This window comes from Pseudomonas bubulae (genome assembly GCF_900618535.1).
GTDB classification, from domain to species: domain Bacteria; phylum Pseudomonadota; class Gammaproteobacteria; order Pseudomonadales; family Pseudomonadaceae; genus Aquipseudomonas; species Aquipseudomonas bubulae.
On sequence record NZ_UYJA01000004.1, the window covers coordinates 260,960 to 287,128 of the forward strand.

Annotated in this window: 27 protein-coding genes and 1 pseudogene; 12 read left to right on the forward strand and 16 right to left on the reverse strand. The window is 59.7% G+C overall.

From position 1 onward, the window contains the following. Positions 1-32 precede the first annotated feature (32 nt). Genes PPTH39_RS15695 through PPTH39_RS15710 form a run of 4 tightly spaced genes read left to right on the forward strand, consistent with a single transcriptional unit; the run spans position 33 to position 3,526 of the window. Positions 33-1,163, forward strand: coding sequence for an ABC transporter permease (locus PPTH39_RS15695; protein ID WP_094999773.1), 1,131 nt, complete (start codon positions 33-35; stop codon positions 1,161-1,163). Positions 1,164-1,171: 8 nt separating this feature from the next. Further along, positions 1,172-1,963: an ABC transporter ATP-binding protein gene (locus PPTH39_RS15700; protein ID WP_153326752.1), complete on the forward strand. Its 792-nt coding sequence runs from the start codon at positions 1,172-1,174 to the stop codon at positions 1,961-1,963. Position 1,964: 1 nt separating this feature from the next. Further along, complete coding sequence (locus PPTH39_RS15705; protein WP_094999771.1) at positions 1,965-2,903, forward strand: MlaD family protein; 939 nt, start codon at positions 1,965-1,967, stop codon at positions 2,901-2,903. Continuing rightward, on the forward strand, positions 2,900-3,526 hold the full coding sequence (locus PPTH39_RS15710) for an ABC-type transport auxiliary lipoprotein family protein (protein WP_094999770.1): 627 nt from the start codon (positions 2,900-2,902) through the stop codon (positions 3,524-3,526). The genes PPTH39_RS15705 and PPTH39_RS15710 overlap by 4 nt, the downstream gene beginning before the upstream one ends. A gap of 230 nt (positions 3,527-3,756) precedes the next feature. Here PPTH39_RS15710 and PPTH39_RS15715 read toward each other — a convergent pair whose 3' ends face one another. Genes PPTH39_RS15715 through PPTH39_RS15725 form a run of 3 tightly spaced genes read right to left on the reverse strand, consistent with a single transcriptional unit; the run spans position 3,757 to position 8,971 of the window. Next, positions 3,757-6,819, reverse strand: coding sequence for an efflux RND transporter permease subunit (locus PPTH39_RS15715; protein ID WP_094999769.1), 3,063 nt, complete (start codon positions 6,817-6,819; stop codon positions 3,757-3,759). Next, entirely contained in the window at positions 6,816-7,883 is a 1,068-nt protein-coding gene (locus PPTH39_RS15720) for an efflux RND transporter periplasmic adaptor subunit (RefSeq protein WP_094999768.1), read from the reverse strand. The genes PPTH39_RS15715 and PPTH39_RS15720 overlap by 4 nt, the downstream gene beginning before the upstream one ends. Further along, positions 7,880-8,971, reverse strand: coding sequence for an efflux RND transporter periplasmic adaptor subunit (locus tag PPTH39_RS15725; RefSeq protein ID WP_130872175.1), 1,092 nt, complete (start codon positions 8,969-8,971; stop codon positions 7,880-7,882). Before PPTH39_RS15725 ends, PPTH39_RS15720 begins: the two co-directional genes overlap by 4 nt. Positions 8,972-9,088: 117 nt before the next feature. Between PPTH39_RS15725 and PPTH39_RS15730 the strand changes: the two genes are divergently transcribed. Then, entirely contained in the window at positions 9,089-10,252 is a 1,164-nt protein-coding gene (locus PPTH39_RS15730) for an AAA family ATPase (RefSeq protein ID WP_095020495.1), read from the forward strand. Positions 10,253-10,303: 51 nt separating this feature from the next. On the opposite strand, the gene PPTH39_RS15735 is transcribed toward PPTH39_RS15730, so the two are convergent. From PPTH39_RS15735 to PPTH39_RS15745, 3 genes are all read right to left on the reverse strand, one after another. Continuing rightward, complete coding sequence (locus PPTH39_RS15735; RefSeq protein ID WP_095017848.1) at positions 10,304-11,086, reverse strand: MetQ/NlpA family ABC transporter substrate-binding protein; 783 nt, start codon at positions 11,084-11,086, stop codon at positions 10,304-10,306. A 222-nt stretch (positions 11,087-11,308) separates the two neighbouring features. Further along, on the reverse strand, positions 11,309-12,205 hold the full coding sequence (locus PPTH39_RS15740) for a sigma 54-interacting transcriptional regulator (RefSeq protein WP_094999764.1): 897 nt from the start codon (positions 12,203-12,205) through the stop codon (positions 11,309-11,311). A 49-nt stretch (positions 12,206-12,254) separates the two neighbouring features. Next, positions 12,255-12,836, reverse strand: coding sequence for an alpha/beta hydrolase (locus PPTH39_RS15745; protein ID WP_094999763.1), 582 nt, complete (start codon positions 12,834-12,836; stop codon positions 12,255-12,257). 121 nt (positions 12,837-12,957) lie between these two features. Between PPTH39_RS15745 and PPTH39_RS15750 the strand changes: the two genes are divergently transcribed. Then, complete coding sequence (locus PPTH39_RS15750; RefSeq protein ID WP_130872176.1) at positions 12,958-13,437, forward strand: Mpo1 family 2-hydroxy fatty acid dioxygenase; 480 nt, start codon at positions 12,958-12,960, stop codon at positions 13,435-13,437. A gap of 100 nt (positions 13,438-13,537) precedes the next feature. On the opposite strand, the gene PPTH39_RS15755 is transcribed toward PPTH39_RS15750, so the two are convergent. Next, the gene (locus PPTH39_RS15755) at positions 13,538-14,185 is read right to left on the reverse strand and encodes an HAD family hydrolase (RefSeq protein WP_095024863.1); all 648 of its coding nucleotides are present in this window, start codon (positions 14,183-14,185) and stop codon (positions 13,538-13,540) included. A gap of 21 nt (positions 14,186-14,206) precedes the next feature. Beyond that, the gene (locus PPTH39_RS15760; RefSeq protein WP_094999760.1) at positions 14,207-14,755 is read right to left on the reverse strand and encodes a gamma carbonic anhydrase family protein; all 549 of its coding nucleotides are present in this window, start codon (positions 14,753-14,755) and stop codon (positions 14,207-14,209) included. Positions 14,756-14,830: 75 nt separating this feature from the next. Here PPTH39_RS15760 and prlC point away from each other — a divergent pair, with 75 nt between their 5' ends. Further along, the gene (gene prlC, locus PPTH39_RS15765) at positions 14,831-16,909 is read left to right on the forward strand and encodes an oligopeptidase A (protein WP_165446527.1); all 2,079 of its coding nucleotides are present in this window, start codon (positions 14,831-14,833) and stop codon (positions 16,907-16,909) included. After that, complete coding sequence (locus tag PPTH39_RS15770; RefSeq protein ID WP_094999759.1) at positions 16,906-17,184, forward strand: YheV family putative zinc ribbon protein; 279 nt, start codon at positions 16,906-16,908, stop codon at positions 17,182-17,184. The genes prlC and PPTH39_RS15770 overlap by 4 nt, the downstream gene beginning before the upstream one ends. Before the next feature lie 126 nt (positions 17,185-17,310). On the opposite strand, the gene PPTH39_RS15775 is transcribed toward PPTH39_RS15770, so the two are convergent. From PPTH39_RS15775 to oscA, 5 genes are all read right to left on the reverse strand, one after another. Then, complete coding sequence (locus tag PPTH39_RS15775) at positions 17,311-18,291, reverse strand: sulfate/molybdate ABC transporter ATP-binding protein (protein WP_095023191.1); 981 nt, start codon at positions 18,289-18,291, stop codon at positions 17,311-17,313. 3 nt (positions 18,292-18,294) lie between these two features. Next, the gene (gene cysW / locus PPTH39_RS15780) at positions 18,295-19,167 is read right to left on the reverse strand and encodes a sulfate ABC transporter permease subunit CysW (RefSeq protein ID WP_094999757.1); all 873 of its coding nucleotides are present in this window, start codon (positions 19,165-19,167) and stop codon (positions 18,295-18,297) included. A gap of 13 nt (positions 19,168-19,180) precedes the next feature. Further along, entirely contained in the window at positions 19,181-19,999 is an 819-nt protein-coding gene (gene cysT, locus PPTH39_RS15785; RefSeq protein ID WP_095017851.1) for a sulfate ABC transporter permease subunit CysT, read from the reverse strand. A gap of 90 nt (positions 20,000-20,089) precedes the next feature. Further along, positions 20,090-21,103 (reverse strand): sulfate ABC transporter substrate-binding protein, encoded by a 1,014-nt coding sequence (locus PPTH39_RS15790; RefSeq protein WP_095017852.1) that lies wholly within the window; start codon positions 21,101-21,103, stop codon positions 20,090-20,092. 65 nt (positions 21,104-21,168) lie between these two features. Then, on the reverse strand, positions 21,169-21,351 hold the full coding sequence (oscA, locus tag PPTH39_RS15795; RefSeq protein WP_016782652.1) for a sulfur starvation response protein OscA: 183 nt from the start codon (positions 21,349-21,351) through the stop codon (positions 21,169-21,171). A 431-nt stretch (positions 21,352-21,782) separates the two neighbouring features. Here oscA and PPTH39_RS15800 point away from each other — a divergent pair, with 431 nt between their 5' ends. After that, positions 21,783-22,031 carry a TIGR02647 family protein gene (locus PPTH39_RS15800; protein WP_094999754.1) on the forward strand — a complete coding sequence of 83 codons (249 nt, stop codon included), beginning with the start codon at positions 21,783-21,785 and terminating at the stop codon, positions 22,029-22,031. A gap of 36 nt (positions 22,032-22,067) precedes the next feature. Next, a pseudogene (locus PPTH39_RS15805) lies at positions 22,068-23,273 on the forward strand (class I adenylate cyclase); the annotation flags it as partial. Between the two features lie 23 nt (positions 23,274-23,296). On the opposite strand, the gene rnk reads toward PPTH39_RS15805, so the two are convergent. From rnk to cyaY, 3 genes are all read right to left on the reverse strand, one after another. Next, positions 23,297-23,710, reverse strand: coding sequence for a nucleoside diphosphate kinase regulator (rnk, locus tag PPTH39_RS15810; protein WP_019828269.1), 414 nt, complete (start codon positions 23,708-23,710; stop codon positions 23,297-23,299). A 292-nt stretch (positions 23,711-24,002) separates the two neighbouring features. Then, positions 24,003-24,221, reverse strand: coding sequence for a DUF1289 domain-containing protein (locus PPTH39_RS15815; protein ID WP_153326713.1), 219 nt, complete (start codon positions 24,219-24,221; stop codon positions 24,003-24,005). Beyond that, positions 24,218-24,550 carry an iron donor protein CyaY gene (gene cyaY / locus PPTH39_RS15820; protein ID WP_094999751.1) on the reverse strand — a complete coding sequence of 111 codons (333 nt, stop codon included), beginning with the start codon at positions 24,548-24,550 and terminating at the stop codon, positions 24,218-24,220. The genes PPTH39_RS15815 and cyaY overlap by 4 nt, the downstream gene beginning before the upstream one ends. 203 nt (positions 24,551-24,753) lie before the next feature. Between cyaY and lptM the strand changes: the two genes are divergently transcribed. Continuing rightward, positions 24,754-24,909 (forward strand): LPS translocon maturation chaperone LptM, encoded by a 156-nt coding sequence (gene lptM, locus PPTH39_RS15825; RefSeq protein WP_019828266.1) that lies wholly within the window; start codon positions 24,754-24,756, stop codon positions 24,907-24,909. A 9-nt stretch (positions 24,910-24,918) separates the two neighbouring features. After that, positions 24,919-26,166 carry a diaminopimelate decarboxylase gene (gene lysA, locus PPTH39_RS15830; RefSeq protein WP_094999750.1) on the forward strand — a complete coding sequence of 416 codons (1,248 nt, stop codon included), beginning with the start codon at positions 24,919-24,921 and terminating at the stop codon, positions 26,164-26,166. Positions 26,167-26,169 lie beyond the last annotated feature (3 nt).

A 26,169-nucleotide genomic window follows, 5' to 3' on the forward strand; every position in this document is an offset into this window, starting at 1 on the left:
TACCGAGCTGGGAGCTTAAGACTATTACGGCCATGGCGGGCAATGCCCAACTAGACACTTCCGGTAATCCGGCGCGACTGCTGATCAGCGGCGACTGGACGCTTGCCCATTACACACGCCTCAAGCAGCAGACCGAACAACTGGTCGGCAAGTACGATGCCCAGACCGCCATCAACCTGGACGACGTGTCCAGCATCGATACGGCCGGGGCTTCGCTGCTGGTGGAGCTGCTGGGGGCAGAGCGCGTCAGCCAGTTGACCGACACCGCCCAAAAACTCCCCGCCGCCGACCGCGCCTTGCTGCAAACGGTCTATTCCTCGATGCGTGATTTTTGCGTGCCGGTCGCAGCCCAGGAACAGAACGTCGGCATCCTCTTGCTCAGCCGCATCGGCAGCGCGGTCTACAAGCTGTGGCAAGACTCCCTGCAACTGCTGGGGTTTATCGGCCTGATCCTGCAGACCCTGGCGCGCAACCTGTTTCGACCCAAACAATGGCGCATCACCCCGGTGGTGGCGCATATCGAGCAGATCGGTCTTAACGCCGCGCCGATCGTGGTGTTGCTGACCTTTATGGTGGGCGCCGTAGTGGCGTTTCTCGGTGCCACGGTACTGGCCAACTTTGGTGCGGGGATTTTTACCGTTGACCTGGTGGCGTTTTCCTTCCTGCGTGAATTTGGCGTGTTGCTCACCGCCATCCTTCTGGCCGGGCGCACGGCCAGTGCCTTTACCGCGCAAATCGGCTCGATGAAGGCCAACGAAGAAATTGACGCGATCCGCACCCTGGGCCTCGATCCGATGGACTTGCTGGTGTTGCCACGGGTGCTGGCGCTGTTGATTTCCCTGCCGCTGCTGACATTCATGGCCATGATGGCGGGCATCCTCGGCGGTGCCGTGGTCTGCGTGGTGTCCCTGGGTATCTCGCCGGACATGTTTATTTCGCTGCTGCACTCGGATATCGGCGTGCAGCACTTTTTGGTGGGCATGGTCAAAGCGCCGTTCTTTGCCTTCCTGATTGCCGCGGTGGGCTGCCTTGAAGGCTTTAAAGTCAGCGGCAGCGCCGAGTCGGTGGGCGCCCACACCACGTCCAGCGTGGTCCAGTCGATCTTTATCGTGATCGTCCTCGACGCCGTGGCCGCGTTGTTCTTTATGGAGATGGGCTGGTGAGTACGTCCCTGCGCAAACCCGGCGAGACCGTGATCGAGGTGCGTGACCTGTGCAACCGCTTTGGTAGCCAGACCGTGCATGAACACCTCGACCTAGATGTGTACAAAGGTGAGATTCTCGGCGTGGTCGGCGGCTCCGGCACCGGCAAATCCGTGCTGCTGCGCAGTATTGTCGGTTTGCGTCGGCCCACTGAAGGGCAGGTCCGGGTGTTTGGCCAGGACTTGATGAGCCTTGATGAACAGGCGCGCTCGATGATCGAGCGGCGCTTTGGTGTGCTGTTTCAGATGGGCGCGCTGTTTTCTTCACTGACGGTAAAAGAGAACATCGCCCTGCCCCTGATCGAGCACGCCGGCCTGAGCCGGCCTGATGCCGAGCACCTGGCGTGCGTCAAGCTGGCGCTGTCGGGATTGCCCCTGTCGGCAGCAGACAAGTACCCGTCTTCACTGTCCGGTGGCATGGTCAAGCGCGCAGCGCTGGCCCGGGCGCTGGCGCTGGACCCGGACATCCTGTTTCTGGACGAACCCACCGCTGGGCTGGATCCGATCGGCGCGGCGGCCTTTGACCAACTTATCCTGACACTGCGCGATGCGCTGGGGTTAAGCGTGTTCCTGGTCACCCACGATCTCGACACGCTGTACACCATCACTGACCGGGTGGCGGTGCTGTCGCAAAAACGGGTGCTGGTGGCGGCACCCATCACTGAGGTCGAAGACTACGACGACCCGTGGATTCATGACTATTTCCATGGCCCCCGTGGCCGCGCCGCGTACGAAGCGGCAACCCACCTCAAGGAGCAATGACATGGAAACCCGTGCCCATCATGTATTGATCGGCCTGTTCAGCGTCCTGATTGTCGTCGGGGCCATGCTGTTTGGCCTGTGGCTGGCCAAGGCGAGCATGGACAGCACGTTCAAGGATTACGAAGTGGTGTTCAACGAAGCCGTCAGCGGCCTGTCCAAAGGCAGCTCGGTGCAATACAACGGGATCAAGGTCGGCGACGTGATCGAACTGCGCCTGGACGACAAGGACCCGCGCCGGGTACTGGCGCGCATTCGTCTGGCGGCCAACACCCCGGTCAAGGTCGACACCAAGGCCAAGCTGGCGCTGACCGGCGTGACCGGGACTTCGATCATCCAGCTCAGTGGCGGTGACCCCAACAGCCCGCCCCTCAAGGGCAAGGACGGCAAGCTGCCGGAAATCGTGGCTTCGCCCTCGCCCATTGCCCGCCTGCTCACCGACGGCTCTGACGTGATGGCCAACGTCAATATGCTGCTGCATAACGCCAATGCGTTGTTCTCCGAAGACAACGTCAACCGTGTCAGCAAGACCCTGGACAACCTTGAGCAAACCACTACGGCCATTGCCGGTCAGCGCGGCGATATCAGCCAAACATTGAAACAGCTGGCCCAGGTCGGCAAACAGGCCAGCGTCACGCTTGAGCAAACCAACGTGCTGATGCGCAACGCCAACGGCCTGTTGAGCACCGAAGGCAAACAGATGTTCAACAGCGCCGAGCAGGCCATGAACTCGCTGCAGCAGAGCACGGCGACGATCAACAAACTGATCAACAACAATGAGGACTCGCTCAACAGCGGCCTGCAGGGGCTGAATCAGCTCGGCCCTGCAGTCAATGAACTGCGCGAAACCCTTGGCACATTGCGCTCGATCTCACGGCGCCTGGAATCCAATCCAAGCGGTTACTTGCTGGGCCGCGAGCAGAACAAGGAATTCACCCCATGAAGCGCACCTATCGCCTGGCAGGTTCCATCGCCCTTGCTACTGGCCTGAGCCTGCTCAGCGCCTGCTCGATTTTGCCCAAACCCGAGATAGTCGACGTGTATCGGCTGCCGGCGGCGCAAGCACCCATGGCCGTCAGCCAGAGTACGCCAGTGAAGTGGTCATTGCGTCTGGAAAAGCCGATGACCACTGGCGCGTTGAACAGCCAGAACATCGTGGTGGTGCCTGAGGGCAACCTGATCAGTAACTACAAAGGTGCCCGCTGGAGCGATACGGCCCCGGTGCTGTTGCGCAACCGTCTGCTTGAGGCCTTCTTGCAGGATGGCAGGATCCAGGGCTTGAGCACCGATGACAGCAACTTGCAGTCCGATTACGAACTGGGGGGCGAATTGTTGGCGTTTCAGACCCACTACAACGGCAAAAGCCCGGAAGTGCTGATCCAGTACAACGCCCGCCTGGTACGCAGCAGCGATCAGCGGGTGATTGCTTCCAAACGCTTTGAGACGCGCCAGCCGCTGAGCAACCCGATGGTACCAGGCGTGGTCGCAGGTTTTGGCCAGGCCAGTGATGTGCTGATGCCACAAGTGGTGCAGTGGGTGATGCAGCAGGGGCAGGCGCAGCGTTAAAAACGCCCGAAGCAAGAGCCCAAAGCCCCTCCCCCCAACCCTCTCCCTGCGGAGAGGGTTGAAACCAGGTTCACACCTCCCTTCAATTAAAGACCGCTGTCTTGATACCGGCATTCGTAAATTCACACTAATCACCCTGCTGTAGGAGCGGGCTTGCTCGCGATGGGATCGACGCGGTGTGTCTGTCAGACCACGTCGTCCGAATCACGAGCAAGCCCGCTCCCACTGGGTTACGCATGTTCTGGCGGCGGGTTCTTGTTCTCCTTGATCTTGTACGAAGCCACATACAGCGCTGGCAAAAACAACAGCGTGAGCAAGGTGGCCGATAGAATGCCGCCGATCATGGCGTAGGCCATCGGCCCCCAGAACACGTCCCGGGCAATCGGAATCATGCCCAGGCTGGCCGCTGCCGCGGTCAGCAGAATTGGCCGACGACGATGCTGGGTGGCTTGCATCACCGCGTGCCACGGATCGAAGCCGTCGCGTTCGTACTGGTCGATCTGGGTCACCAGGATCACCGAGTTACGCACGATGATGCCCACCAGCGCCAGAATCCCCAGGATCGCCACAAAGCCCATCGGCGTGCCGGTGGGCACCAGCGCCAGCACCACACCGATCAGCCCCAGCGGCGCGACACTCACCACCAGGAACATCTTGTGCACGCTTTGCAGCTGGATCATCAGGAAGGTTGCCATCAAGAACAGCATCAACGGCACGACTTTGGCGATCGGGCCCTGGGCCTTGGCGCTTTGTTCTACCGTGCCGCCGGTTTGCACGTTGTAGCCTTCAGGCAGGTTGGCGGCAAACTTGTCGACTTCGGGCTTGAGCACCTTGACCAGATCGGTCGGTTGCATCGAGCCGCGCACCGAGGCCTTGAGGGTCAGGGTGGGGATCCGGTCACGGCTCCAGATCAGCGGCTGCTCCAGCTCGTAGCGCACCGTGGCAAAGGCCAATAGCGGGATCGAGGTGCCGCTGGGGGTGGTGATCTGCAGGTTGAGCAGGGTTTCCGGGGTACCGCGCTCGTTGCTGTTGGCCCGCCCGACGATATTGATCAGGTAAATGTTGTCCTTGACCTGGCTGACGGCGGCACCGCTGACGATGCTGTTCATCACATGGGCCACGTCTTCGGATGACAGCCCGAACTGGCGGGCCTTGTCCTGGGCAATGTCGATACGCAGCACCTTGCCGGGCTCGTTCCAGTTGAAGATGGTTTCACCGACATTGGGGTTGGCGTCGAGCACCGAGGCCAGGTCGATCGAGTACTTGCGCACCAGGTCGATATTCGGCCCGCTGACCCGATATTGCAGCGGCTGGCCCACCGGCGGCCCCAGTTCCAGGGTGTGCACGAAGCTGCCCACCCCCACAAAGTCCTCGCGCAAGCGTTTGTTGAGCCGTTCGATCAGGGCATCACGGCTTTCCAGGCCTTTGCTGACAATCACCAACTGGGCATAGAAAGGGTTTTGCAGTTGCTGATCGAGCGGCAGGTAGAAACGGATCGCGCCTTCACCGATGTACGAGCTCCAGCGCACGATATCGTCATCGCCCTTGAGCGACTCTTCAAAACGCTGGGTGACCTTGAGCGTCTCCTGGATCGAGGCGTTTTGCGGCAGGTTCAGGTCCACCAGAATCTCGGGGCGGTCAGAGGCCGGGAAAAACTGGTTCTGCACCAGGCCCATGCCGAACACCGCCAGTACAAACATCAGCACTGTCGCGCCAATGGTCGTCCAGCGATAACGCATGCACCACAGCAGCGCGGTGTCGAAGGCCTGGGCCAGGCGCCCGGGTTTCTCGGGCTTGGGTTTGACCTTGGCGCTGAGGATATGCACGCCCAGCACCGGCGCGAACAGCACGGCCACCACCCACGACACCAGCATTGCCACGGCAATCACCGCGAACAGGGTGAAGGTGTACTCCCCCGCCGAGCTGTTGTTAAGGCCGATGGGCACAAAGCCTGCCACGGTCACCAGTGTCCCGGTGAGCATCGGGAACGCCGTGGAATGATAGGCAAAGGTCGCCGCCTGCTCCTTGGTTTCCCCAAGTTCCAGCCGGGTGATCATCATCTCCACCGTGATCATCGCATCGTCCACCAGCAGGCCCAGGGCGATGATCAGCGCACCCAGCGACACGCGCTGCATGGCGATGCCGGTAAATTCCATAAACACGAACACCAGCGCCAGCACCAACGGGATCGAGATCGCCACCACCAGACCGGCGCGCAGGCCCAGGCTGATGAAACTCACCGCCAGTACAATCACCACCGCCTCAAACAGGGCGCTGGTGAAGCCGCTGACAGCCTCCTCGACCACTTGCGCCTGATCGGACACCATATGCACGCCAACACCTACCGGTAACTGCGCGGTCAGGTCGTCGATGCGCTGCTGTAGTTGCTTGCCGAACTCCTGAATGTTGCCACCATCAATCATGGCGATTGCCAGACCAATGGCCGGCTTGCCGTTGTAATGGAACATGGGGGCCGCGGGGTCGACATAGCCACGGGTGATTTCGGCAATGTCGGCCAGGCGGTAAAAACGGTCGTTGACCCGCAGATTCACGGCGGCCAGATCCTCAACGCTGTGGAACTGCCCCGAGGTGCGTACCGACATGCGCTCCGGCCCGGCCTCGATTACCCCGGCGGGAGTGACGGCGTTCTGCTCTTGCAGGCTTTCCAGAATGTGCTGTTGGTCGAGGCCCAAAGCTGCCAGTTTGCGAGTCGAGAAATCCAGGTAGAAAGTTTCGTCCTGTTCACCGATGGTCATCACCTTGCCGCGATTGGGTACATCGCGAATGCCGGTGCGCACTTGCTCTACATAGTCGCGCAGCTGACGCATGGTGAAGCCGTCGCCGGTGAAGGCGAAAATGGTGCCATAGACATCACCGAACTCATCGTCGAACCCCGGGCCTTGAATGCCCTGGGGAAAGTCGCCGCGAATGTCGCCGATCTTTTTGCGCACCTCATACCAGATATGCGGGATGGCATCGGCTTTGGTGGTGTCCTTGAGGAACACAAACACCGTCGACTCACCGGGCCGGGTGTAACTTTGCACGTAGTCGAGAGAATCCAGCTCCTCAAGCTTTTTCTCGATGCGATCGGTGATTTGCAGGCGGGTTTCGTCGACCGTAGCACCGGGCCATTTGGACTGGATGACCATGGTTTTGATGGCGAAGGACGGGTCTTCAGCGCGCCCCAGATTGATGTATGAAAAAATCCCGGCGACCACCGCGACAAACATCAAATACCACACAAATGACTGATGCTTCAGGGCCCACTCGGACAGGTTGAACTTCCCATTCATTGCGAGCTTTCCTTATCGAGTCTGACTTTCTGCCCGGGGGTGAGGCTGTACACACCTGCACTGACCACCCTGTCGCCGGTTTTGATACCACCCGACAACAGCACGTTGCGGGCGTCGCGACGCAGTACGCTGACGTCACGCGGGCTGACGGTTTGAGTGGCGCTGTCAATGATCCATACGCGGCTGTGGCCGTCGACTTCCTGCAGGGCAGTGAGCGGCAGCTGGAAGTGCTCGGCCGTCGGGCTGCTGACGGTCACGCTCACCGAGCTGCCAAGACGGAATGCCGCCGGCGTCTGGTCCAGTGTCAGGCGGGTGCGCCGGGTGCGGGTGGCGCTGTCGGCTTGCGGGGCGATTTCGCGGACATGGGCGCGGGTGTTGATAGTCGGGTCGAGCTGGCCGGCGACGAGGAATTCGATACCTTTGGGCAGTGCTTCGGCCAACGGACCCGGGAGGTCGATGACCGCCTCCTTGATTTCAGGGCGGGCCAGTGTGACCACTTCCTGGCCAATGCTCACCACTTGCCCGGCCTCGGCATGCCATTGGGTAATCACGGCATCATGGTCGGCGCGCAGGTTGCAGTAGCTGAGCTGGTCCTGAGCCTGATTGACCGCAGCCTGCGCCTGCTGCATCGAAGCCTGTGTGGTCTTGAGGTCGGCTTGCGCGGTGTCCAGTTGGGCCTGGGCGCCCACACCACGGTCGAACAGCTCTTGCTGACGACGGGCATTGGCCCTGGCGTTGATCAATTGTGCCTGTACCTTGGCCAGATCACCCTGGGCCGCACGCAGCTGGTTTTGCTGATCGGTGGGGTCGAGGTTGGCCAGAATGTCACCCTGTTTCACCACCGCACCCACATCGTAATAACGGCGCACGATGCGCCCCGGAACACGAAAGCCCAGGGTGCTTTCATAACGAGCTTCGATACTCCCAGCAAAGCGGCCCAGATCCTGAACCAGCTCGGGCCGGGCAATCACATACAGCGCCGGGCGAACGGGTTCCGGCGGCTGTTTCTCCGAGCAGCCCATCAGCATTGCAGCAGCCAGCGGCATCATCCATAAACGCCTCATAGCTGCACCCCTTCGGCCGGTGCGGGGACGATTTCAACTTTCATGCCCGGGTGTAACAACTGCCCCCCTGCAACCACGACTTTTTCTCCATCCTTGAGGCCTTCGCTGACAATCACGCTGCCGGTCAGGTAGCGCCCGACCTTGACCCGTTGCAGGCGTACATTGCTTTGCTCGTCGGCGATCCATACGGCGGGCTCGCTGATGTCCTTGGTCAGGGCCGACCATGGCAGTTCAATGCTGGCGCTGGGCGGCGGGGTCAGGTTGACACTGACAATCGAGCCCAGGTCCATGCCCTTGGGCAAGGCGTCGAGCTGCACCTTGATCTGCAACGTACCGCTTTGTGCCGCAACCGTGGGAGTGATTTCACGGATCTGGCCGTTGACCTTGATTGTCGGATCGCTCAGCAGCGTGACCTGTACCGTGGGGTCTTTGGGCGGTTCGATAAACAGCGATTCATACACGTTGAACACGGCATCCCGTGCGCCATCGCGGGCCAGGGTAAAAATCGGCATGGTGGCTTGTACCACCTGCCCGACTTCGGCCTGGCGCGCGGTGATGATGCCCGGTGCCTCGGCCTCCAGGTTGCTGTAACTCAGTTGTTCGCGGGCGTTGGCCAATTGCGCCTGGGCCGCTGCCAGGGCACTTTTGGCGCTCAGTTGGGCGGCATTGGCAGCATCGTATTCGCTTTGGCTGGTGTAGCCCTTTGGCAGCAGCTTTTGCTGACGCACAAACGCTGCGCGGGTTTGCACCACTTGCGCCTGTTGCGCGTTAACGCTGGCCTGGGTGGTCTCGACCTGGATCTTCAGGTCTTTGGGGTCGAGACGGGCCAGCACCTGATGGGCCTGGATATGGTCACCTACATCCACCTTGCGCTCGATAATCTTGCCACCCACCCGGAATGACAGCTGGGTTTCGACCCGGGCCTGAATATCACCGCTGAGCTGGATCGGTGGGGCGAACTCACGGGTACTCACCTGTTGCACATACACCCGGGGGGACAGAGGCTCTTTGGGGCCCTCCTTGCCGCACGCGGTGAGAAGCGCCAACAGGCTCAAGCCCAAAATGCCCGTGTTCAGTGGACCAGCCATGCAAGCTCCTTTGCGTGATGCCGTTTAACATGCGGATACGGTTGATAGCGTAGAACAGTGTTCAGCGTCTGTGGGACTCTATTACCGCCTATCAGTTTCACGAAATGAGGTCACCCCATGCTCACCACCCTGGCCGTGGCCAACTACCGTTCCATCAATCAGTTGGTGGTGCCCCTGGCCCGGCTGAATCTGATCACCGGCCCCAATGGCAGTGGCAAATCCAACCTTTATCGCGCCCTGCGCTTGTTGGCCGAAACCGCCCAGGGGGGTGTGGTCAATGCCCTGGCCCGTGAAGGCGGCCTGAGCTCGACGTTCTGGGCCGGGCCTGAGGTGATCTCCCGCCGCATGAAGCTGGGCGAGGTTGATGTCAACGCCAGCGTGCGCCAGGAAGCCAAGCGCCTGCGCCTTGGTTTTGCCGGAGAAGACTTCAGCTACGCCATCGCCCTGGGCTTGCCGATACCCGGACGCACGCAGTTCAACCTCGACCCGCAGATCAAGCATGAGAGCCTCTGGGCAGGGCCTTTTTACCGCCCGGCCAGCGAGCTGGTTGAACGTAAAGGCCCCATGATCCGCGCCCGTGACGGCCGCAACTGGCAGGTGTTGGCACAGCACACGCCGCTTTTCGACAGCCTGTTCGATCAGGTCGGCAGCTTGCAGGCATCCCCTGAAGTGTTGCAGTTGCGCGAGTCCATCCGTGGCTGGCGTTTTTACGATCACTTTCGCACTGACCCCGACGCGCCTGTGCGCCAACCACAACTGGGCACGCGCACGCCGGTGCTGCATCATGATGGCCGTGATCTGGCCGCTGCGTTGCAAACAATCCTTGAGGTCGGCAACCCTGAAGCCTTGCATGCCGCGATCAGCGATGCATTCCCTGGCGCACGGCTGGAAATCGAATGTGTGCCCGGCGGGCATTTTTATATCGAGTTTTATCAAGAGGGGCTGCTGCGCCCGTTGTCTGCCGCCGAGCTCTCGGACGGTACCTTGCGCTATCTGCTGCTGGTTGCGGCTTTGCTGACCCCGCGTCCGCCGAGCATGATGGTGCTCAACGAACCGGAAACCAGCCTGCACCCCGACTTGTTGCCCGCGCTGGCGCGGCTGATCATCAGTGCTTCGCAGCACTCGCAGGTGTGGGTGGTATCCCATGCCCGGCGTCTGATCGCCGCCCTGCAACAAGACCCTGAGTGCAACTGCATCGTGCTGGAAAAAAACCTTGGCCAGACAGAAGTGGTCGGCCAACGCATGCTGGACCAGCCCGCCTGGTATTGGCCCGACAAATAAAAACGCCGACGCTATAAAAGCCGTCGGCGTTTTCAGTAGCCTGGCGTGTAATCAGAACGCTGGCAGTACCGCACCTTTGTATTTTTCAGCAATAAAGGCTTTTACTTCAGGGCTGGTCAGGGCCTTGGCCAGCTTCTGGATTGCGACGCTGTCCTTGTTGTCAGGGCGGGCAACCAGGAAGTTCACGTATGGCGAATCAGCACCTTCGATGATCAGCGCGTCAGTGGCCGGGTTCAGGCCTGCTTCCAGCGCGTAGTTGGTGTTGATCATGTCCAGGTCAACCTGGTCCAGCACCCGTGGCAGCAGTGCGGACTCAAGTTCCTTGAACTTGAAGTTGTGCGGGTTCTTGGCGATGTCCTTCGGGGTCGACACAGCGTTGGTCGGGTCTTTGAGTTCGATCAGACCGGCCTTTTGCAGCAGAATCAGGGCACGGCCGCTGTTGCTGCCTTCGTTAGGGATAGCGATGGTTGCGCCGTCTTTAAGCTCGGACAGGTTTTTGACTTTCTTCGAGTAGCCACCGAAGGGTTCAACGTGAACACCGATCACGGTGGTCAGGTTGGTGCCTTTGCCTTTATTGAAGCTTTCCAGGTATGGAAGGGTCTGGAAGTAGTTGGCGTCCAGGTGTTTTTCGGCCACTTGCACGTTAGGTTGCACGTAGTCGGTGAACACTTTGATTTCCAGATCCACGCCTTCTTTGGCGAGGGTTGGTTTGATCAGCTCAAGGATTTCGGCGTGAGGCACCGGCGTAGCGGCAACCACCAGTTTTTCGCCAGCCTGTGCCAGGCCTGCAGTCAAAGCAGCCGCCAATGCGGTAAACAACAGAACCTTTTTCATGCGATACCCTTATGTGTGTGACCGTTCGTATGACGGTTTTCCTGGAAGACGAAGCGGACAATACCGAGTTTCTTTATTCCAGAACAATAATATTTATTCAGCTTCTTATGCCATTTTGTTCACTTGAGTTTTTTTGGGAGCGGGCTTGCCCGCGATAGGAACGCCGTGGTGTGACAGATACACCGCGTCGCTGCCATCGCGGGCAAGCCCGCTCCCACAGGGTCAAGGCAACAACTGCCTGATCGCCGCCAACTCCTGTGCCGTGGCGCCTTTTATAAACAGCTCGATCTGGCTCAGAGCGTCAGGCAGGTTCAAGTGCTCGGGCTGGATCTCCTCGCCGGTGCTCACCAGTAATGCAAAATGAATCACGTTTTCCAGCTCACGGGTATTGCCCGGCCAGCTGTGGCGCTCAAGTACCCGCTGGGCTCTGTCGCTGATAAACGGCACGGGCAGGTTCAGGCGCTGGCTGTAAATGCCCAGGAAATATTCGGCCAGCGAAAGGATGTCCCCCGGCCGCTCGCGCAACGCGGGCAAGTCCAGCCGCCCTTCGCTGAGGTAGTGATACAGCCGCTCGTGGAATTTTCCGGCAGCCACCGCCTGCGCCAGATCGATACTGGTGGCCGCCACCAGGCGCACGTCCACCGGGCTCGGTTGATGGGCGCCCACACGGGTGACTTCGTGGGTTTCCAGGGCCGCCAGCAGCTTGGTCTGGATTGCCCACGGCAAGTCGCCGATTTCGTCCAGATAAAGAGTCCCGCCATTGGCCGAACCAAACCACCCGGCGCGGCTGCTGGCCGAACTGCTGTGTGTTCCGGCGGCATAGCCAAACAGCTCGGCGTCAGCGTAAGTGGGGCTGATGGCACCGCAATTGACTGACACAAACAGGCCGGTGCGGTCACTGGCGCGGTGGATATGTCGAGCGAGCAGCTCTTTGCCGCTGCCGGTTTCACCACGAATCAGCACGGGCAAGGCGCGCGGCGCGAGCAGCTCCAGATCGTTGCGTAATTGGCGCGAGCGGGGGTCGACAAACACCAGCGCTTTGGCGCGAATGCTCAGCGGGCTTTTTTCCGCGTCAGGAAAGGTCAGCAGCGGCTGACCGAAGGTTTCATGCAGGCTCATGGCAGGCTCCCGCCCGCCGCCGGAGGGTGGGCGCGGGCGTTACAGGAATTCACGCGCGACGCAGGGCGCCGTGCTCGATACGGGTTTGCAGGCGGTATAAAAAGGCGAAGCCTTGCTCCCAGCGCTGGTGTCCGGATTTAACGTTGATATGCCCGGCGCCGCTGATGATGCCGATCTCGGCGCCCCATTGACGGGCAAATTCCATAGCCCGTGGCGCGCTGACAGCACCATCGTTATCCGAGCTGACGATGTGGCTTGGAAAAGGCAACGACCGGGTCGGGATCGGGGCAAAGTTGCGCAAGGCCGGCGCACAGGCCGGGCGCTCGACGTCTGCCGGGGCCACCAGCAACGCGCCGCGCACTTGGTTTAACAGGCTTTCTGGCGCACGCTCGGCCCAATGGGCTACGGTAATGCAACCCAGGCTGTGGGCGATCAGGATCACGGGGGTGCTGTCGGCAGCAATGGCTTCGGCCAGGGCGGCGATCCAGTCTTCGCGGCGGGGCGTCAGCCAGTCGGCCTGCTCCACCCGAGCACTGTTCGGCAAGCTGTTTTGCCAGTGGGTTTGCCAATGATCGTCGGACGAACCTTGCCAGCCCGGCACTATCAAATAGCGAATCGAATCGTTGCCCATGGGTGTGCGCCTCCAGCGGTATGTGTGTTACCGAGTCAGTATAGGGACGGTTTTTAGATTCGCTAAGGAATAAGAAGCTATTTGTTTATAACTAAAAATAAAAACTTGAGGGTTCTGCACCATGAAAAGCCTGGTCGACCATTTGAGCCAATATGCTGCCTATCACCGCGACCCGCACAATATCGCCACGCATTTCGTGGGCATCCCGCTGATCGTGATTGCCGTTGCAACGCTGCTGTCGCGCCCGCAATGGATGGGTATTTCACCGGCAGTGCTGGTGATGCTGGCCAGTGCCGTGTTTTACCTGCGCCTTGAATTGCGCCTGGGGTTGTTGATGACGCTGCTGCTGGCTTTGACGGTGTGGCTGGGGCACGCGCTGGCAGGTTTGGGCACCGCTGCCTGGCTGGGCTGGGGCATTGGGCTGTTTGTGGTGGGCTGGGTGTTCCAGTTTGTCGGGCACTACTACGAGGGGCGCAAGCCGGCGTTTATCGATGACGTCACCGGGCTGATCGTCGGGCCGCTGTTTGTGGTGGTGGAATTGGGTTTTTTGCTGGGCTGGCGCGAGGATTTGCGTCGGGAGATCGAACTGCGCGCCGGTTAGCGCATTGTGGGAGCGGGCTTGCTCGCGATTAAGCCACCGCAGGGTGAAAGAGTCACCGCGTCGTGGCCATCGCGGGCAAGCCCGCTCCCACAAGGGCAGGTCAGTGTTTGAACGCCTGATGCAACTGCGCCAGGGTTTCGAAGTGGTACTTGGGTGCAAACGAGTTCAGCTCTTCAAAGCTGCCAAAGCCATAGCCCACCGCCGCTGCGTCCATGCCGTTGTCGCGGGCACCGATCAGGTCGTGCTTGCGATCACCGATCATCAGGGTTTGCGCCGGGTCCAGTCCTTGTTCGTTGACCAGATGGGCAATCAGCTCAACCTTGTTGGTGCGGGTACCGTCCAGCTCGCTACCGTAGATCACCTTGAAGTGCCTGGCGAAATCAAAGTGGCGGGCAATTTCGCGGGCATAGATATGCGGCTTTGAGGTAGCGATAAACAGTTGGCGGCCCTGTGCAACCAGCTCTTCCAGCAAGGGAGTGACACCCTCGAACACTTCGTTTTCGTACAGCCCGGTCACGGCAAAACGCTCGCGGTAAAAGCCCATCGCTTCCCACGCCTTCGCCTCGTCGAAGCCATAACTGGCCATGAACTGTTGCAGCAGCGGCGGGCCGATAAAGTGCTCGAGCTTGCTCAGGTCTGGCTCATCAATGCCCAGTTTGCTCAAACCGAACTGGATCGAGCGGGTGATCCCTTCCCGTGGGTCGGTCAGGGTGCCATCGAGGTCGAACAATACGTTCTGGTAATGCATGCAGGGCTCCAAAAAGGGGGCTTAAACGGGCTGGTCGTAGCCTTCGGCCAAGTGCTGGTCCTTGAGCTTGACGTAATTGCCGGCACTGTAGGTAAAGAAGGCCTTTTCTTTTTCGGTCAATTCGCGCACTTGCTTCACCGGGCTGCCCACATACAGAAAGCCGCTGGCCAGGCGTTTGCCCGGCGGCACCAGACTGCCCGCACCGACGATCACGTCGTCTTCAATCACGGCGCCGTCCATCACGATGCTACCCATGCCGATCAGGATGCGGCTGCCCACGTTACAGCCGTGCAACATGACTTTGTGGGCGATGGTCACGTCATCACCGATCAGCAGCGGGAAGCCTTCAGGGTTGAAGGGCCCGGCGTGGGTGATGTGGAGTACGCAACCGTCCTGCACGCTGGTGCGCGCACCGATGCGGATGCGGTGCATATCGCCGCGAATCACGGTCAGTGGCCAGATGGAACTGTCGGCGCCGATTTCGACGTCACCGATCACCACCGCCGAGCGATCGACAAAGGCACGCTCGCCCAAGGTCGGTGTGTGCTGCTGGAATGGACGAATGGACACAAATAGCTTCCTTCTTTAGCCGTAATAGGGCGTTGCAATGCTGCGGTCAGCGTCGATTGTAATTAAGATGAGCCAATGTTTCTTCCAGCCAAGGTGCCAAACGTGAGCGAGAACAACCCTCTATTGCAGCCCTATGACCTGCCGCCGTTCTCGGCGATCCGTCCTGAGCACGTACAGCCGGCCATCGAGCAGATCCTCGCCGACAACCGTGCCGGCATTAAAGCCATCCTCAAGGATCAGGGCCAGAACCCGACATGGGCAGGCCTGGTATTGGCGATGGATGAGTTGAACGACCGGCTGGGCGCGGCCTGGAGCCCGGTCAGCCACCTTAACGCGGTGTGCAACAGCGCAGAGCTGCGTGAAGCCTATGAGGCCTGCCTGCCGGCATTGAGCGCTTACTCCACCGAGATGGGCCAGAACCGCGAACTGTTCCAGGCCTTTGAAGCCCTGGCCCACAGCCCGCAAGTCGGCGACTTCGACCAGGCCCAGAAAACCATTCTTGAGCATTCGCTGCGCGACTTCCGCCTGTCGGGTATCGACCTGCCGGAGGCCGAGCAAAAGCGTTACGCCGAGGTACAAAGCAAGCTTTCCGAGTTGGGCAGCAAGTTCTCCAACCAGTTGCTGGACGCCACCCAGGCCTGGACCAAGCACATCACCGACGAAACAGCACTGGCGGGCCTGACCGACTCGGCCAAGGCGCAAATGGCGGCTGCCGCACAGGCCAAGGGCCTGGACGGCTGGCTGATCAGCCTCGAGTTCCCCAGCTACTTCCCGGTGATGACCTACGCCGAAGACCGCGCCCTGCGCGAAGAAGTCTACGCGGCTTACTGCACCCGCGCCTCGGACCAGGGCCCGAATGCCGGCAAGTTCGACAACGGCCCGGTGATGGAAGAAATTCTCGACCTGCGCCAGGAGCTGGCCAAGCTGCTGGGTTTTGCCAGCTTCGCCGAACTGAGCCTGGCCACCAAAATGGCCGAGACACCGGATCAGGTGCTGACCTTCCTGCGTGACCTGGCCAAGCGCAGCAAGCCGTTCGCTGCCCGCGACCTTGAGCAACTGCAAGCCTACGCCAGCGAGCAAGGTACCCCTGAGCTGAAAAGCTGGGACACCGGCTTCTTTGGCGAAAAACTGCGTGAGCAGCGCTACAGCGTGTCGCAAGAAGCCCTGCGCGCCTACTTCCCGATCGACAAGGTACTGGGCGGGCTGTTCGCCATTGTCCAGCGCCTGTACGGCATCGAAATTGCCGAAATCAAAGGTTTCGATACCTGGCACCCGGATGTTCGCCTGTTCGAAATCAAGGAAAACGGCCAGCACGTCGGGCGCTTCTTCTTCGACCTCTATGCCCGCGCCAACAAGCGTGGCGGTGCCTGGATGGACGGTGCTCGCGACCGTCGCCGCACCGCAGCCGGCAAGCTGCAAAGCCCGGTGGCCAACCTGGTGTGCAACTTCACTCCAGCCGTTGCGGGCAAGCCTGCACTGCTGACCCACGACGAAGTGACCACCCTGTTCCACGAATTCGGCCACGGCTTGCACCATATGCTGACCGAGATCGAACACGCGGGTGTGTCGGGCATCAACGGCGTAGCCTGGGATGCGGTCGAACTGCCGAGCCAGTTCATGGAGAACTGGTGCTGGGAACCTGAAGGCCTGGCGCTGATTTCCAGCCACTACGAAACCGGCGAAGCACTGCCAAAAGACCTGCTGGATAAAATGCTCGCAGCCAAGAACTTCCAGTCCGGGCTGATGATGATTCGTCAGCTGGAGTTCTCGTTGTTTGACTTCGAACTGCACGCCACCCACGGTGACGGTCGCAGCGTTGCGCAGGTGCTTGACGGCATCCGCGACGAAGTTTCGGTGATGCGTCCGCCTGCCTACAATCGCTTCCCGAACAGCTTTGCGCATATTTTCGCCGGCGGTTACGCCGCGGGTTACTACAGCTACAAGTGGGCAGAAGTGCTGTCGGCCGATGCGTTCTCGCGTTTTGAAGAAGAAGGCGTGTTCAACCCGCACACCGGCAAAGCGTTCCGCCAGGCGATCCTGGCCCGTGGCGGCTCGAAGGCCCCGATGGAGCTGTTCAAGGACTTCCGTGGCCGTGAGCCGTCGATTGACGCCCTGTTGCGTCACAGCGGCCTGACCGAGGACTCGGCAGCATGAGTGATGCACCGGTGAACGTGAGCAAAAAACGCTTTATCGCCGGGGCTGTCTGCCCGGCGTGCAGCGAACCTGACAAGTTGATGATGTGGAACGAAGACGAAGTGCCGCACCGCGAATGCGTGGCCTGCGGTTATTCGGATACGTTGAATGAACAGGGTTTGTCGGTGCCCAAGGAGTTGGGTACGCGGGTCAATACGTCAGCGCTGAAAAAAGCACCGGATCCCAAGGTGCAGGCGGTGCAGTTTTTTCCTAATCCGAAACTGAAAAAGCCCTGAAGATCAACAGCCCCTCACCCTCTCCCGGAGGGAGAGGGGACTGAAGTCAAAAGCAGATTCACGCAACGCCATAGATCAAGCCCCCTCTCCCTCCGGGAGAGGGTTGGGGTGAGGGCGCTCGTGCTTTTAAGCCTTCTGCCACACCTTGGGCTTGAAGAACAACGTCTCGCCCCGCGCCAGATCGGTCAGGCTGTCATGGTCCTTGACCACTTCCACTTCGATCAACTCGCTCTGCCCTTCAACCTTCAATGTCACCCGGGTGGTTGCACCCAATGGGCGAATGTCACGCACCTCTGCAGCATGATGGTCTTCGATCTCGTGACGCGACAGTGACACTTCATGCGGACGGAACAGCACATGCTGGTCCTCACCGATATGCAGGCGGTTGGAGTCACCCAGGAAGTGATACACAAAGTCGCTGGCCGGGTTTTCATAAACTTCGCCCGGTGAGCCGATCTGCTCGATTACACCCTTGTTCATCACCACGATACGGTCGGCGACTTCCATCGCTTCTTCCTGGTCATGGGTCACGAACACGGAGGTCAGGTTGATATCTTCGTGCAGGCGCGCCAGCCAGCGGCGCAGTTCTTTACGCACCTTGGCGTCCAACGCACCAAACGGCTCGTCCAGCAGCAGTACCTTGGGTTCGACGGCCAATGCTCGGGCCAGGGCGATACGCTGACGCTGACCGCCTGACAGCTGCTCAGGGTAGCGATCCGATAACCAGTCCAGTTGCACCATGTTCAGCAGTTCATGGACTTTTTCGGCAATGCGGGTTTCGCTCGGGCGCTCTTTTTTCGGCTTCATGCGCAGGCCGAACGCCACGTTGTCGAACACCGTCATATGGCGGAACAAGGCGTAATGCTGGAATACAAAACCGACGTTGCGATCACGCACGTCGTGACCCGAAACGTCTTCACCGTGGAACACGATGTTGCCTTGGTCCGGGGTTTCGAGGCCGGCGATAATGCGCAGCAAAGTGGTCTTGCCGCAGCCCGACGGGCCGAGCAGGGCCACCAGCTCACCGCTATGAATGTCCAGATTGATGCTGTTCAGGGCCTTGAAGGCATTGAAGTTCTTGCTGACGTTACGGACTTCGATCGACATGGTTTATTCCTCCGCGGCGCTGGCGCGCAGGCGGTTAATACGGGATTCGCTCCACTGCTTGAGCAGCAGGATGAAGAGCGCCAGGATCAGCAACAGGGTGGCCACGGCGAAGGCGGCAACGTGGTTGTATTCGTTGTAGAGAATCTCGACGTGCAGCGGCAGGGTGTTGGTCACCCCGCGAATGTGCCCGGAAACCACCGACACCGCACCGAACTCACCCATCGCCCGCGCAGTACACAGCACCACGCCGTAGATCAGGCCCCATTTGATATTGGGTACGGTCACGTGCCAGAACATTTGCCAGCCATTGGCGCCCAGCAGGCGTGCGGCCTCCTCTTCCTGAGTGCCCTGCTCCTGCATCAGCGGGATCAGTTCCCGGGCCACAAAGGGCACGGTCACGAAGATGGTGGCCAGCACGATACCCGGCAAGGCGAATACGATCTGGATGTCGTGGTCCTGCAACCACGGACCGAGAAAGCCCTGCGCGCCAAACATCAGCACGTAGACCAGACCGGCGATCACCGGTGAGACCGAAAACGGCAGGTCGATCAGGGTGACCAGGATGCTCTTGCCGCGAAAGCTGTACTTGCTCACGCACCAGGCCGCGCTGACGCCGAAGACCACGTTCAGTGGCACCGAAATCACCACGGCGATAATGGTCAGCTTGAGGGCCGACAGGGCGTCGGGTTCGAGGATGGCGTCGAAAAAAGTACCGACCCCCATTTTCAAACCCTGGGACACCACGATCAGCAGCGGCAGCAGCAGGAACAGGGTGAAAAACAACCAGCCGAAGCCGATCAGCAGGCGCCGCGACAGCGGGCTGCCACGGCGGGCGGCATTGGCCACGGATGAAGCGCTCTGTGTTGAGCTGGACATGGTCAGGCCTCCTTCACGGTTTTTCGATGCGACGCTGAATCAAATTGATGATCAGCAGCAAAATGAAGGAAACCACCAGCATCATCACGCCAATGGCCGTGGCGCCGGTGTAGTCGTACTGGTCCAGCTTGACCATGATCAGCAGCGGCAGGATTTCGGTTTTGAACGGCATGTTACCCGCGATAAAAATCACCGAGCCGTACTCGCCCACACCGCGGGCAAAGGCCAGGGCAAAACCGGTCAACCAGGCGGGCAGCAAGGCTGGCACCAGGATGTAGCGGAACACTTGCAGGGGCTTGGCGCCCAGGCAGGCAGCGGCTTCTTCGATTTCACGGGGGATATCGGCCAGCACTGGCTGCACGGTGCGCACCACAAACGGCAGCGTGACGAACGTCAGTGCCAGGGTGATGCCCATCGGGGTGTAGGCAATCTTGAAACCCAGGTCGTTGGCGAACTGGCCGATCCAGCCGTTGGGGGCGTACAGGGCTGTCAGGGCGATACCGGCCACGGCAGTCGGCAGGGCAAACGGCAGGTCGATCATGGCATCGATGACCTTGCGTCCGGGGAAGGTATAGCGCACCAGCACCCAGGCCAGCACGGTGCCGATCACGCCGTTGATAATGGCGGCGACAAAGGCGGTGCCAAAGCTCAGTTGCAGGGCGGCCAGCACCCGGGGGGCAGTGATAATGGCCCAGAACTGGTCCCAGGTCAGTTGGGCGGCATGCACGAACATCGCAGCCAGCGGGATCAGCACAATCAGACTGAGGTACACCAAGGTGTAGCCCAGTGTCAGCCCGAAGCCGGGTATGACGGGGGAGATACGACGAGACATAAGAGTCCTTGGTTAACGCACGAAGCCCGCAACTCGGTCGCGGGCTCTATGTTCTAGCTTTCAGCGAGGCCAAAGGCCCCACCCCACAGGTTACTGCGCCTGGTAGATCTGGTCGAACACACCACCGTCATTGAAAAATTTCGGCTGCGCAGTTTTCCAGCCACCGAAGTCTTTGTCGATAGTCACAAGTTCCAGTTTCGGAAACTGCTGTGCGTACTTGGCAGCGATTGCTGCGTCACGCGGGCGGTAGAAATTTTTTGCAGCAATTTCCTGGCCGGCCGGGCTGTACAGGTGTTCGAGGTAGGCTTTGGCGATTTCGGCATTGCCCTTTTTATCGGCGTTTTTGTCGACTACAGCCACTGGCGGCTCAGCCAGGATCGACAGGGAAGGTACGACGATGTCGAATTTATCGGTACCGCCATCTTCCTTGAGTGCCAGGAATGCTTCGTTTTCCCAGGCCAGCAACACATCACCCTGACCGTTGTTGACGAAGGTGATGGTCGAACCGCGTGCACCGGTGTCCAGCACTGGCACGTGTTTGAACAGGGTTTTTACATATTCTTTGGCTTTTTCTTCGTTGCCGCCGTTGGCTTTCAGGCCGTAAGCGTAGGCGGCAAGGAAGTTCCAGCGCGCGCCGCCGCTGGTTTTAGGGTTCGGGGTAATGACCGATACGCCGTCCTTGGTCAGGTCGCCCCAGTCCTTGATGCCTTTAGGGTTGCCCTTGCGCACCAGGAACACGATGGTCGAGGTGTACGGGGTGCTGGCGTCCGGCAGGCGGGTTTGCCAGTTTTCCGGCAGCGAGCCCTTGTTCAGCCTGGCGATTTCGTCGATGTCACCGGCCAGGGCCAGGGTTACCACGTCAGCGCGCAGGCCGTCGACCACGCCGCGGGCCTGTTTGCCCGAGCCGCCGTGGGATTGCTGGATTTTGACGTTGTCACCCGGGTGGCTGGCTTTCCAGAACTGGGTGAACTCAGTGTTGTAATCCTGGTACAGCTCGCGGGTTGGATCGTAGGAAACGTTCAACAACTCGTAATCTTTGGCTACAGCGGAGCCAGCAAAAATGGCACTGGCCAGCGCGGCCAAAGCGTAACGGCGTAGGGACATAGGTGAGGCTCCAAAGCATTTTTTAATTTTTATTGAGCGCACTCAGGTGAATGCGCTTGAACGATTCAGGCGTTTTTCTGACTCGGGTTTTGCAGGCGGAATTTCTCTTTGCGTTCGATCTGCACCACTTGCGCGTTATGCACAGTGATTTCCACAGCACCAAAGCGCAGGTCTCGCAGCGCGCTCTGGATTTCCCGCAGGATGGTTGCTTCGTCCTGGCCGTCAACGCTACGCAGAGATGCGCTCATGGTGCTGCTCCTGAAAAATGGGGTGCCGACAGGGTTGCTGGCGTAGGGGCAATAGTAGTGAGGTGTAGATATTCTTAAAAATACTATTTAAGAATGTTTATATAACTGAAAGCTCAAAATAGGCGCTTGAGCACCATGTGTAGCAGCTGCCGAGGGCTGCGTCCGGTTGCGAAGCGACCGTAAATACTGCGCGCGATGTTTTTCTGACACAGCCCAGGGTTCGGTTTTACGACCGCGGCGCGGCCGGACGCAGCCTCGTTCCTTCGGCAGCTGCTACGAATTTCCCAGCGGCAAAGTGGGACGCGACTACACTCCAACTGCCTTATAACGACAGGATGTTTTGCAAAGGTGGGAACTGTTGCTGGACAGTCAGCACAAGTGGGATCACCTTAGAGCGGCTGTCGTCTTTTCCTGCATAGTCTGGAGTCTTTATGTCGTTTACCCCTGAGTTGGTTGCCGAACTGGAAGTCCTTGCACTGTTTGACTTGGAAAGTACCCTTGAGGGCCTGAAGATTCATCAACATGCCGCGCCAGAAAAAGTCGCCGCGGCGCAGCGCCTGTTCGAGAAAAAACTGATCGATCAACCCGATGGTGGCTATCTGACAAGCCTGGGACGTGATGCTGCCGAAAGTGTCCAAGTACTGCTGTCGATTCTTGTTGAATCCAAAGAAGTTGCCTGACGCCACGCCCCGCCCTCGGGATCTGAACGATTAATGATTCCGCGGGCACACTTATCTCCGCCCGCACTGAACCAGAGAACTGAGCGACAGGTTCTCCAGCAGTTGCGTGGGCGCTTTTTGCGCGTCAATCAGGGTCGCCTGGCCCGAGCGGTAGAGGGGTTGGCCCCTCGCCAACAAGCGCTACTGAACCTGTTGGCGCTGCTCTTTCATATCAATCACCCGCTCTTGCCCGGTTATGTGTCTGACGCACTCGCCCTCGCCTCTGCCCGACATCTGGTTCACGACTTTTCTTGCAGCATGGGCAACGCTTGCCAGTCACAACCGATCCATGGGCTTTTTTTGATGGGCAGCCTCGGCACATTGGCCCAGACCGCGCAAAGCGATATGGACGTGTGGGTTTGCCTCGCTCCGGACTTGAATGATGCCGCCGTGTCGGCCTTGCGCAAAAAATGCCGACGCCTGGAAGCCTGGGCGACGAGCCAGGGCTGTGAAGCACACTTCTTTTTGATCGATGCACAATTGCGCAACGACGAGGGCGACGAGCCACGACAGAGGTTGCTGCTCGATGAGTTTTATCGCACCGCCATCTGGCTCGCCGGGCGCACACCGATGTGGTGGTGGGTGCCGGTGCATGAGGAAGCGCGGTACGCTGAATTCGCCTGTGGGCTACTGGAAACAGGGGTAATCGACCGTGACGAAACCATTGATCTTGGCCACCTAGCCCATATTGCCCCCGGCGAGTTTCTGGGCGCCGGGCTGTGGCAATTGCTCAAGGGCATTGAGGCGCCCTACAAGTCGCTGCTCAAGCTGCTGCTGATTGAGGTGTACGCCAGCGAGCACCCGCAGGTGAGCTGCCTGAGCCTGGGGTTCAAACAGAGGGTGTACGCCAATCAACTGGACCTGGATGAGATGGACCCCTACGTGGTGGTTTACCGACGTATTGAGCGTTACCTGGAGGGCCGGGGTGAGTTGCAGCGGCTGGAACTGGTTCGCCGCAGCCTCTACCTGAAGGTCGGCCACGAGTTGAGCAATGGCGAGGCAGGCATGTTGTGGCAGCGGCGGTTACTCAAGCGCCTGACCCGCGAATGGGGCTGGGATGAGCAGCACCTGGCAATGCTCGACAATCGCTCGCAATGGCAGGCGCAGCAGGTCAGTCATGAGCGTCGGGCCCTGGCCCGGGAGCTGAGCGTCAGCTACCGGTCTTTGCGTCAGTTTGCCCGTGACGAGCAAACGCCTGCGCTGTGACATGACTGATCCGGAAGGTCTTAAGCGCTGAAATCGCTTGCTGCTTTTGGCTGGTATTCCACTTCAAGCAGTTCCAGCTTGAGGGTCTTGCCACCGGGAGCAGGCCAGTTGATGTGCTGGCCAACTTGCAGCCCCAGCAACGCGCTGCCCACAGGGGCCAGAATCGAAATCTTGCCTTCGTCGGCGTTGGCGTCTTTTGGGTATACCAGCGTCAGGCGGTAGTCCTTGCCACTGCTTTCTTCGCGACAATGCACACGGGAATTCATGGTCACGACGCCGGCAGGCACTTCTTCGTGGCCAACGATGGTTTCGGCGCGATCGAGCTCGGCTTGCAGTGCCTCAATGCCAGGAGTCGTTTCTGGCAAGCTGTCGATCAATTGCTCCAGACGCTGTACGTCCAGGCGGGTGAGGATGAGTGGGGTTGGTGTGCTCATGACCTGGCAGACTCCTTTTTTCTGCACGAAAAAGCAAAACCCCGCCGGAATATGGCGGGGTTTTGACGAACCTCGTTAGTGCGAGGCGAACCCGGACACTACCACAGCAAAATAAATACACAAGCAGGGGGGACACTGCCCCCTGATTGCGTACGACGATTATCCGTAGCAGCTGCCGCAGGCTGCGTTCGGCGACGCAGTCGTCGTAAAGTCAGGCTCTGCGGTGTGTCAGTTGAACAAAGGGCTCAGGTTTTGCGATTGCTACGCAATCGAACGCAGCCTGCGGCAGCTGCTACGGGAGCCGCTGCCGCAATTGGGCCTGTTCACAAATCACCCGGCGCCGCTGGTCGTCTGCCGAGCGCCACTCGCGAATATCTTCAACGTGGCGAAAACAGCCCAGGCAGACTTTGTGCTCATCCAGCCGGCAGGTGCTGATGCAGGGGGACGGCACTGCCGGACTGACGTTACTGTAGAGCGGTTTTGCAGGTTTAGCAGAAGCGGTCACTGTCAGATCTCTTCAAATTCCAGCTCGGCGCCTGCGTGTTCCAGTGTCAGGCGCTGAACCATTTCGCTGAGCAGCTCGTCGCTTTTATCGCACTTCCACGAACTGCGTTTTTCATCGTAGTCGAAGTGAAAACCGCCGCTGGGGGCCGCCAGCCAGAGCTGCAGCAGCGGCGCCTGACGGCTGAAGATCAGGGCTTTGCCATTCTCGAACTTGATTGTCAGGATGCCGGCGGAATTCTCTACATCTACATCCAGATCAGAGTCATCAAAGATGTCTTCCAGATTTTCCTGGGTGGCATCGACCAGATCGTGAAAACGGGCTTCAGTCAAACTCATGGTGGAACCTCGTAATATCTAGTCATGCTCGGAGCTCGCAAGATACGGGCGCTCCAGGCCGATTGCAAACCCCATAACAGCCATCTGCCCGCGACCACTGATCATCCACACAGGACGTAACGCTCGGCCGCTCTGCTGCATAGGCAAGCTGGTGGGTGCTCGGTATACTCGGGCGCAATTAATGCTTTTCAAAGGATTTCGCCATGAAGCGCCTGATCTCTTCTATTGCTGCGCTCGTCGCGGTCGCCTGCCTTGTTTCTGCCTGTGGTCAAAAAGGACCGCTGTATCTTCCCGATGACAGCAAATCCCCTGAAGACCAAGCGAAGTCGTCGCAATCGCAATCGCACAAGCACCAATAAGGGAACACCATGGACGCTTTTAATTACCGGGACGGCGAGCTGTTCGCCGAAGGTGTTGCGCTGACGGCCATTGCCGAGCGTTTTGGCACGCCGACGTATGTTTATTCCCGGGCACACATCGAGGCGCAGTACAACGCTTTCGCCGATGCCCTGAACGGCATGCCGCACCTGGTGTGCTTCGCGGTCAAGGCCAACTCCAACCTGGGCGTGCTCAATGTCCTGGCGCGTCTGGGCGCCGGTTTTGACATCGTGTCCCGTGGCGAGCTGGAGCGTGTTCTGGCCGCTGGCGGCACGGCTGACAAGATCGTGTTTTCCGGTGTCGGCAAAACCCGCGATGACATGCGTCGCGCTCTGGAAGTGGGCGTGCACTGTTTCAACGTCGAGTCCACCGAAGAGCTTGAGCGCTTGCAGGTGGTGGCCGCCGAAATGGGCGTTCGCGCCCCGATTTCGCTGCGGGTCAACCCGGACGTCGATGCGGGAACCCACCCGTACATCTCCACCGGTCTGAAAGAAAACAAGTTCGGCATCGCCATCGCTGACGCCGAAGATGTCTACATCCGTGCCGCTCAATTGCCGAACCTGGAAGTGGTCGGCGTCGATTGCCATATCGGCTCCCAACTGACCACCCTCGAACCGTTCATCGACGCTCTCGACCGCCTGCTGGCACTGATCGACCGACTGGGCGATTGCGGCATCTACCTGCGCCATATCGACCTCGGTGGCGGCCTGGGCGTGCGTTACCGCGATGAAGAGCCGCCACTGGCCGGTGATTACATCAAGGCCGTGCGTGAGCGCCTCGACGGGCGTGACCTGGCGCTGGTGTTCGAGCCGGGTCGTTACATCGTGGCCAATGCTGGCGTGCTGCTGACTCAGGTCGAGTACCTCAAGCACACCGAGCACAAGGATTTCGCCATCGTCGATGCGGCGATGAACGATCTGATCCGCCCGGCCCTGTACCAGGCCTGGATGGACGTGACTGCAGTTCGCCCGCGTGACAGCGAAGCCCGCGCCTACGACATCGTCGGCCCGATCTGCGAAACCGGTGACTTCCTGGCCAAAGACCGCCAGCTGGCGCTGGCCGAAGGTGATTTGCTGGCCGTGCATTCGGCCGGTGCCTATGGTTTTGTCATGAGCTCGAACTACAACACCCGTGGCCGCGCCGCCGAAGTACTGGTGGATGGCGATCAGGCGTTTGAAGTGCGTCGTCGCGAGACTGTTGCCGAGTTGTTTGCTGGCGAAAGCCTGCTGCCGGAGTAAACC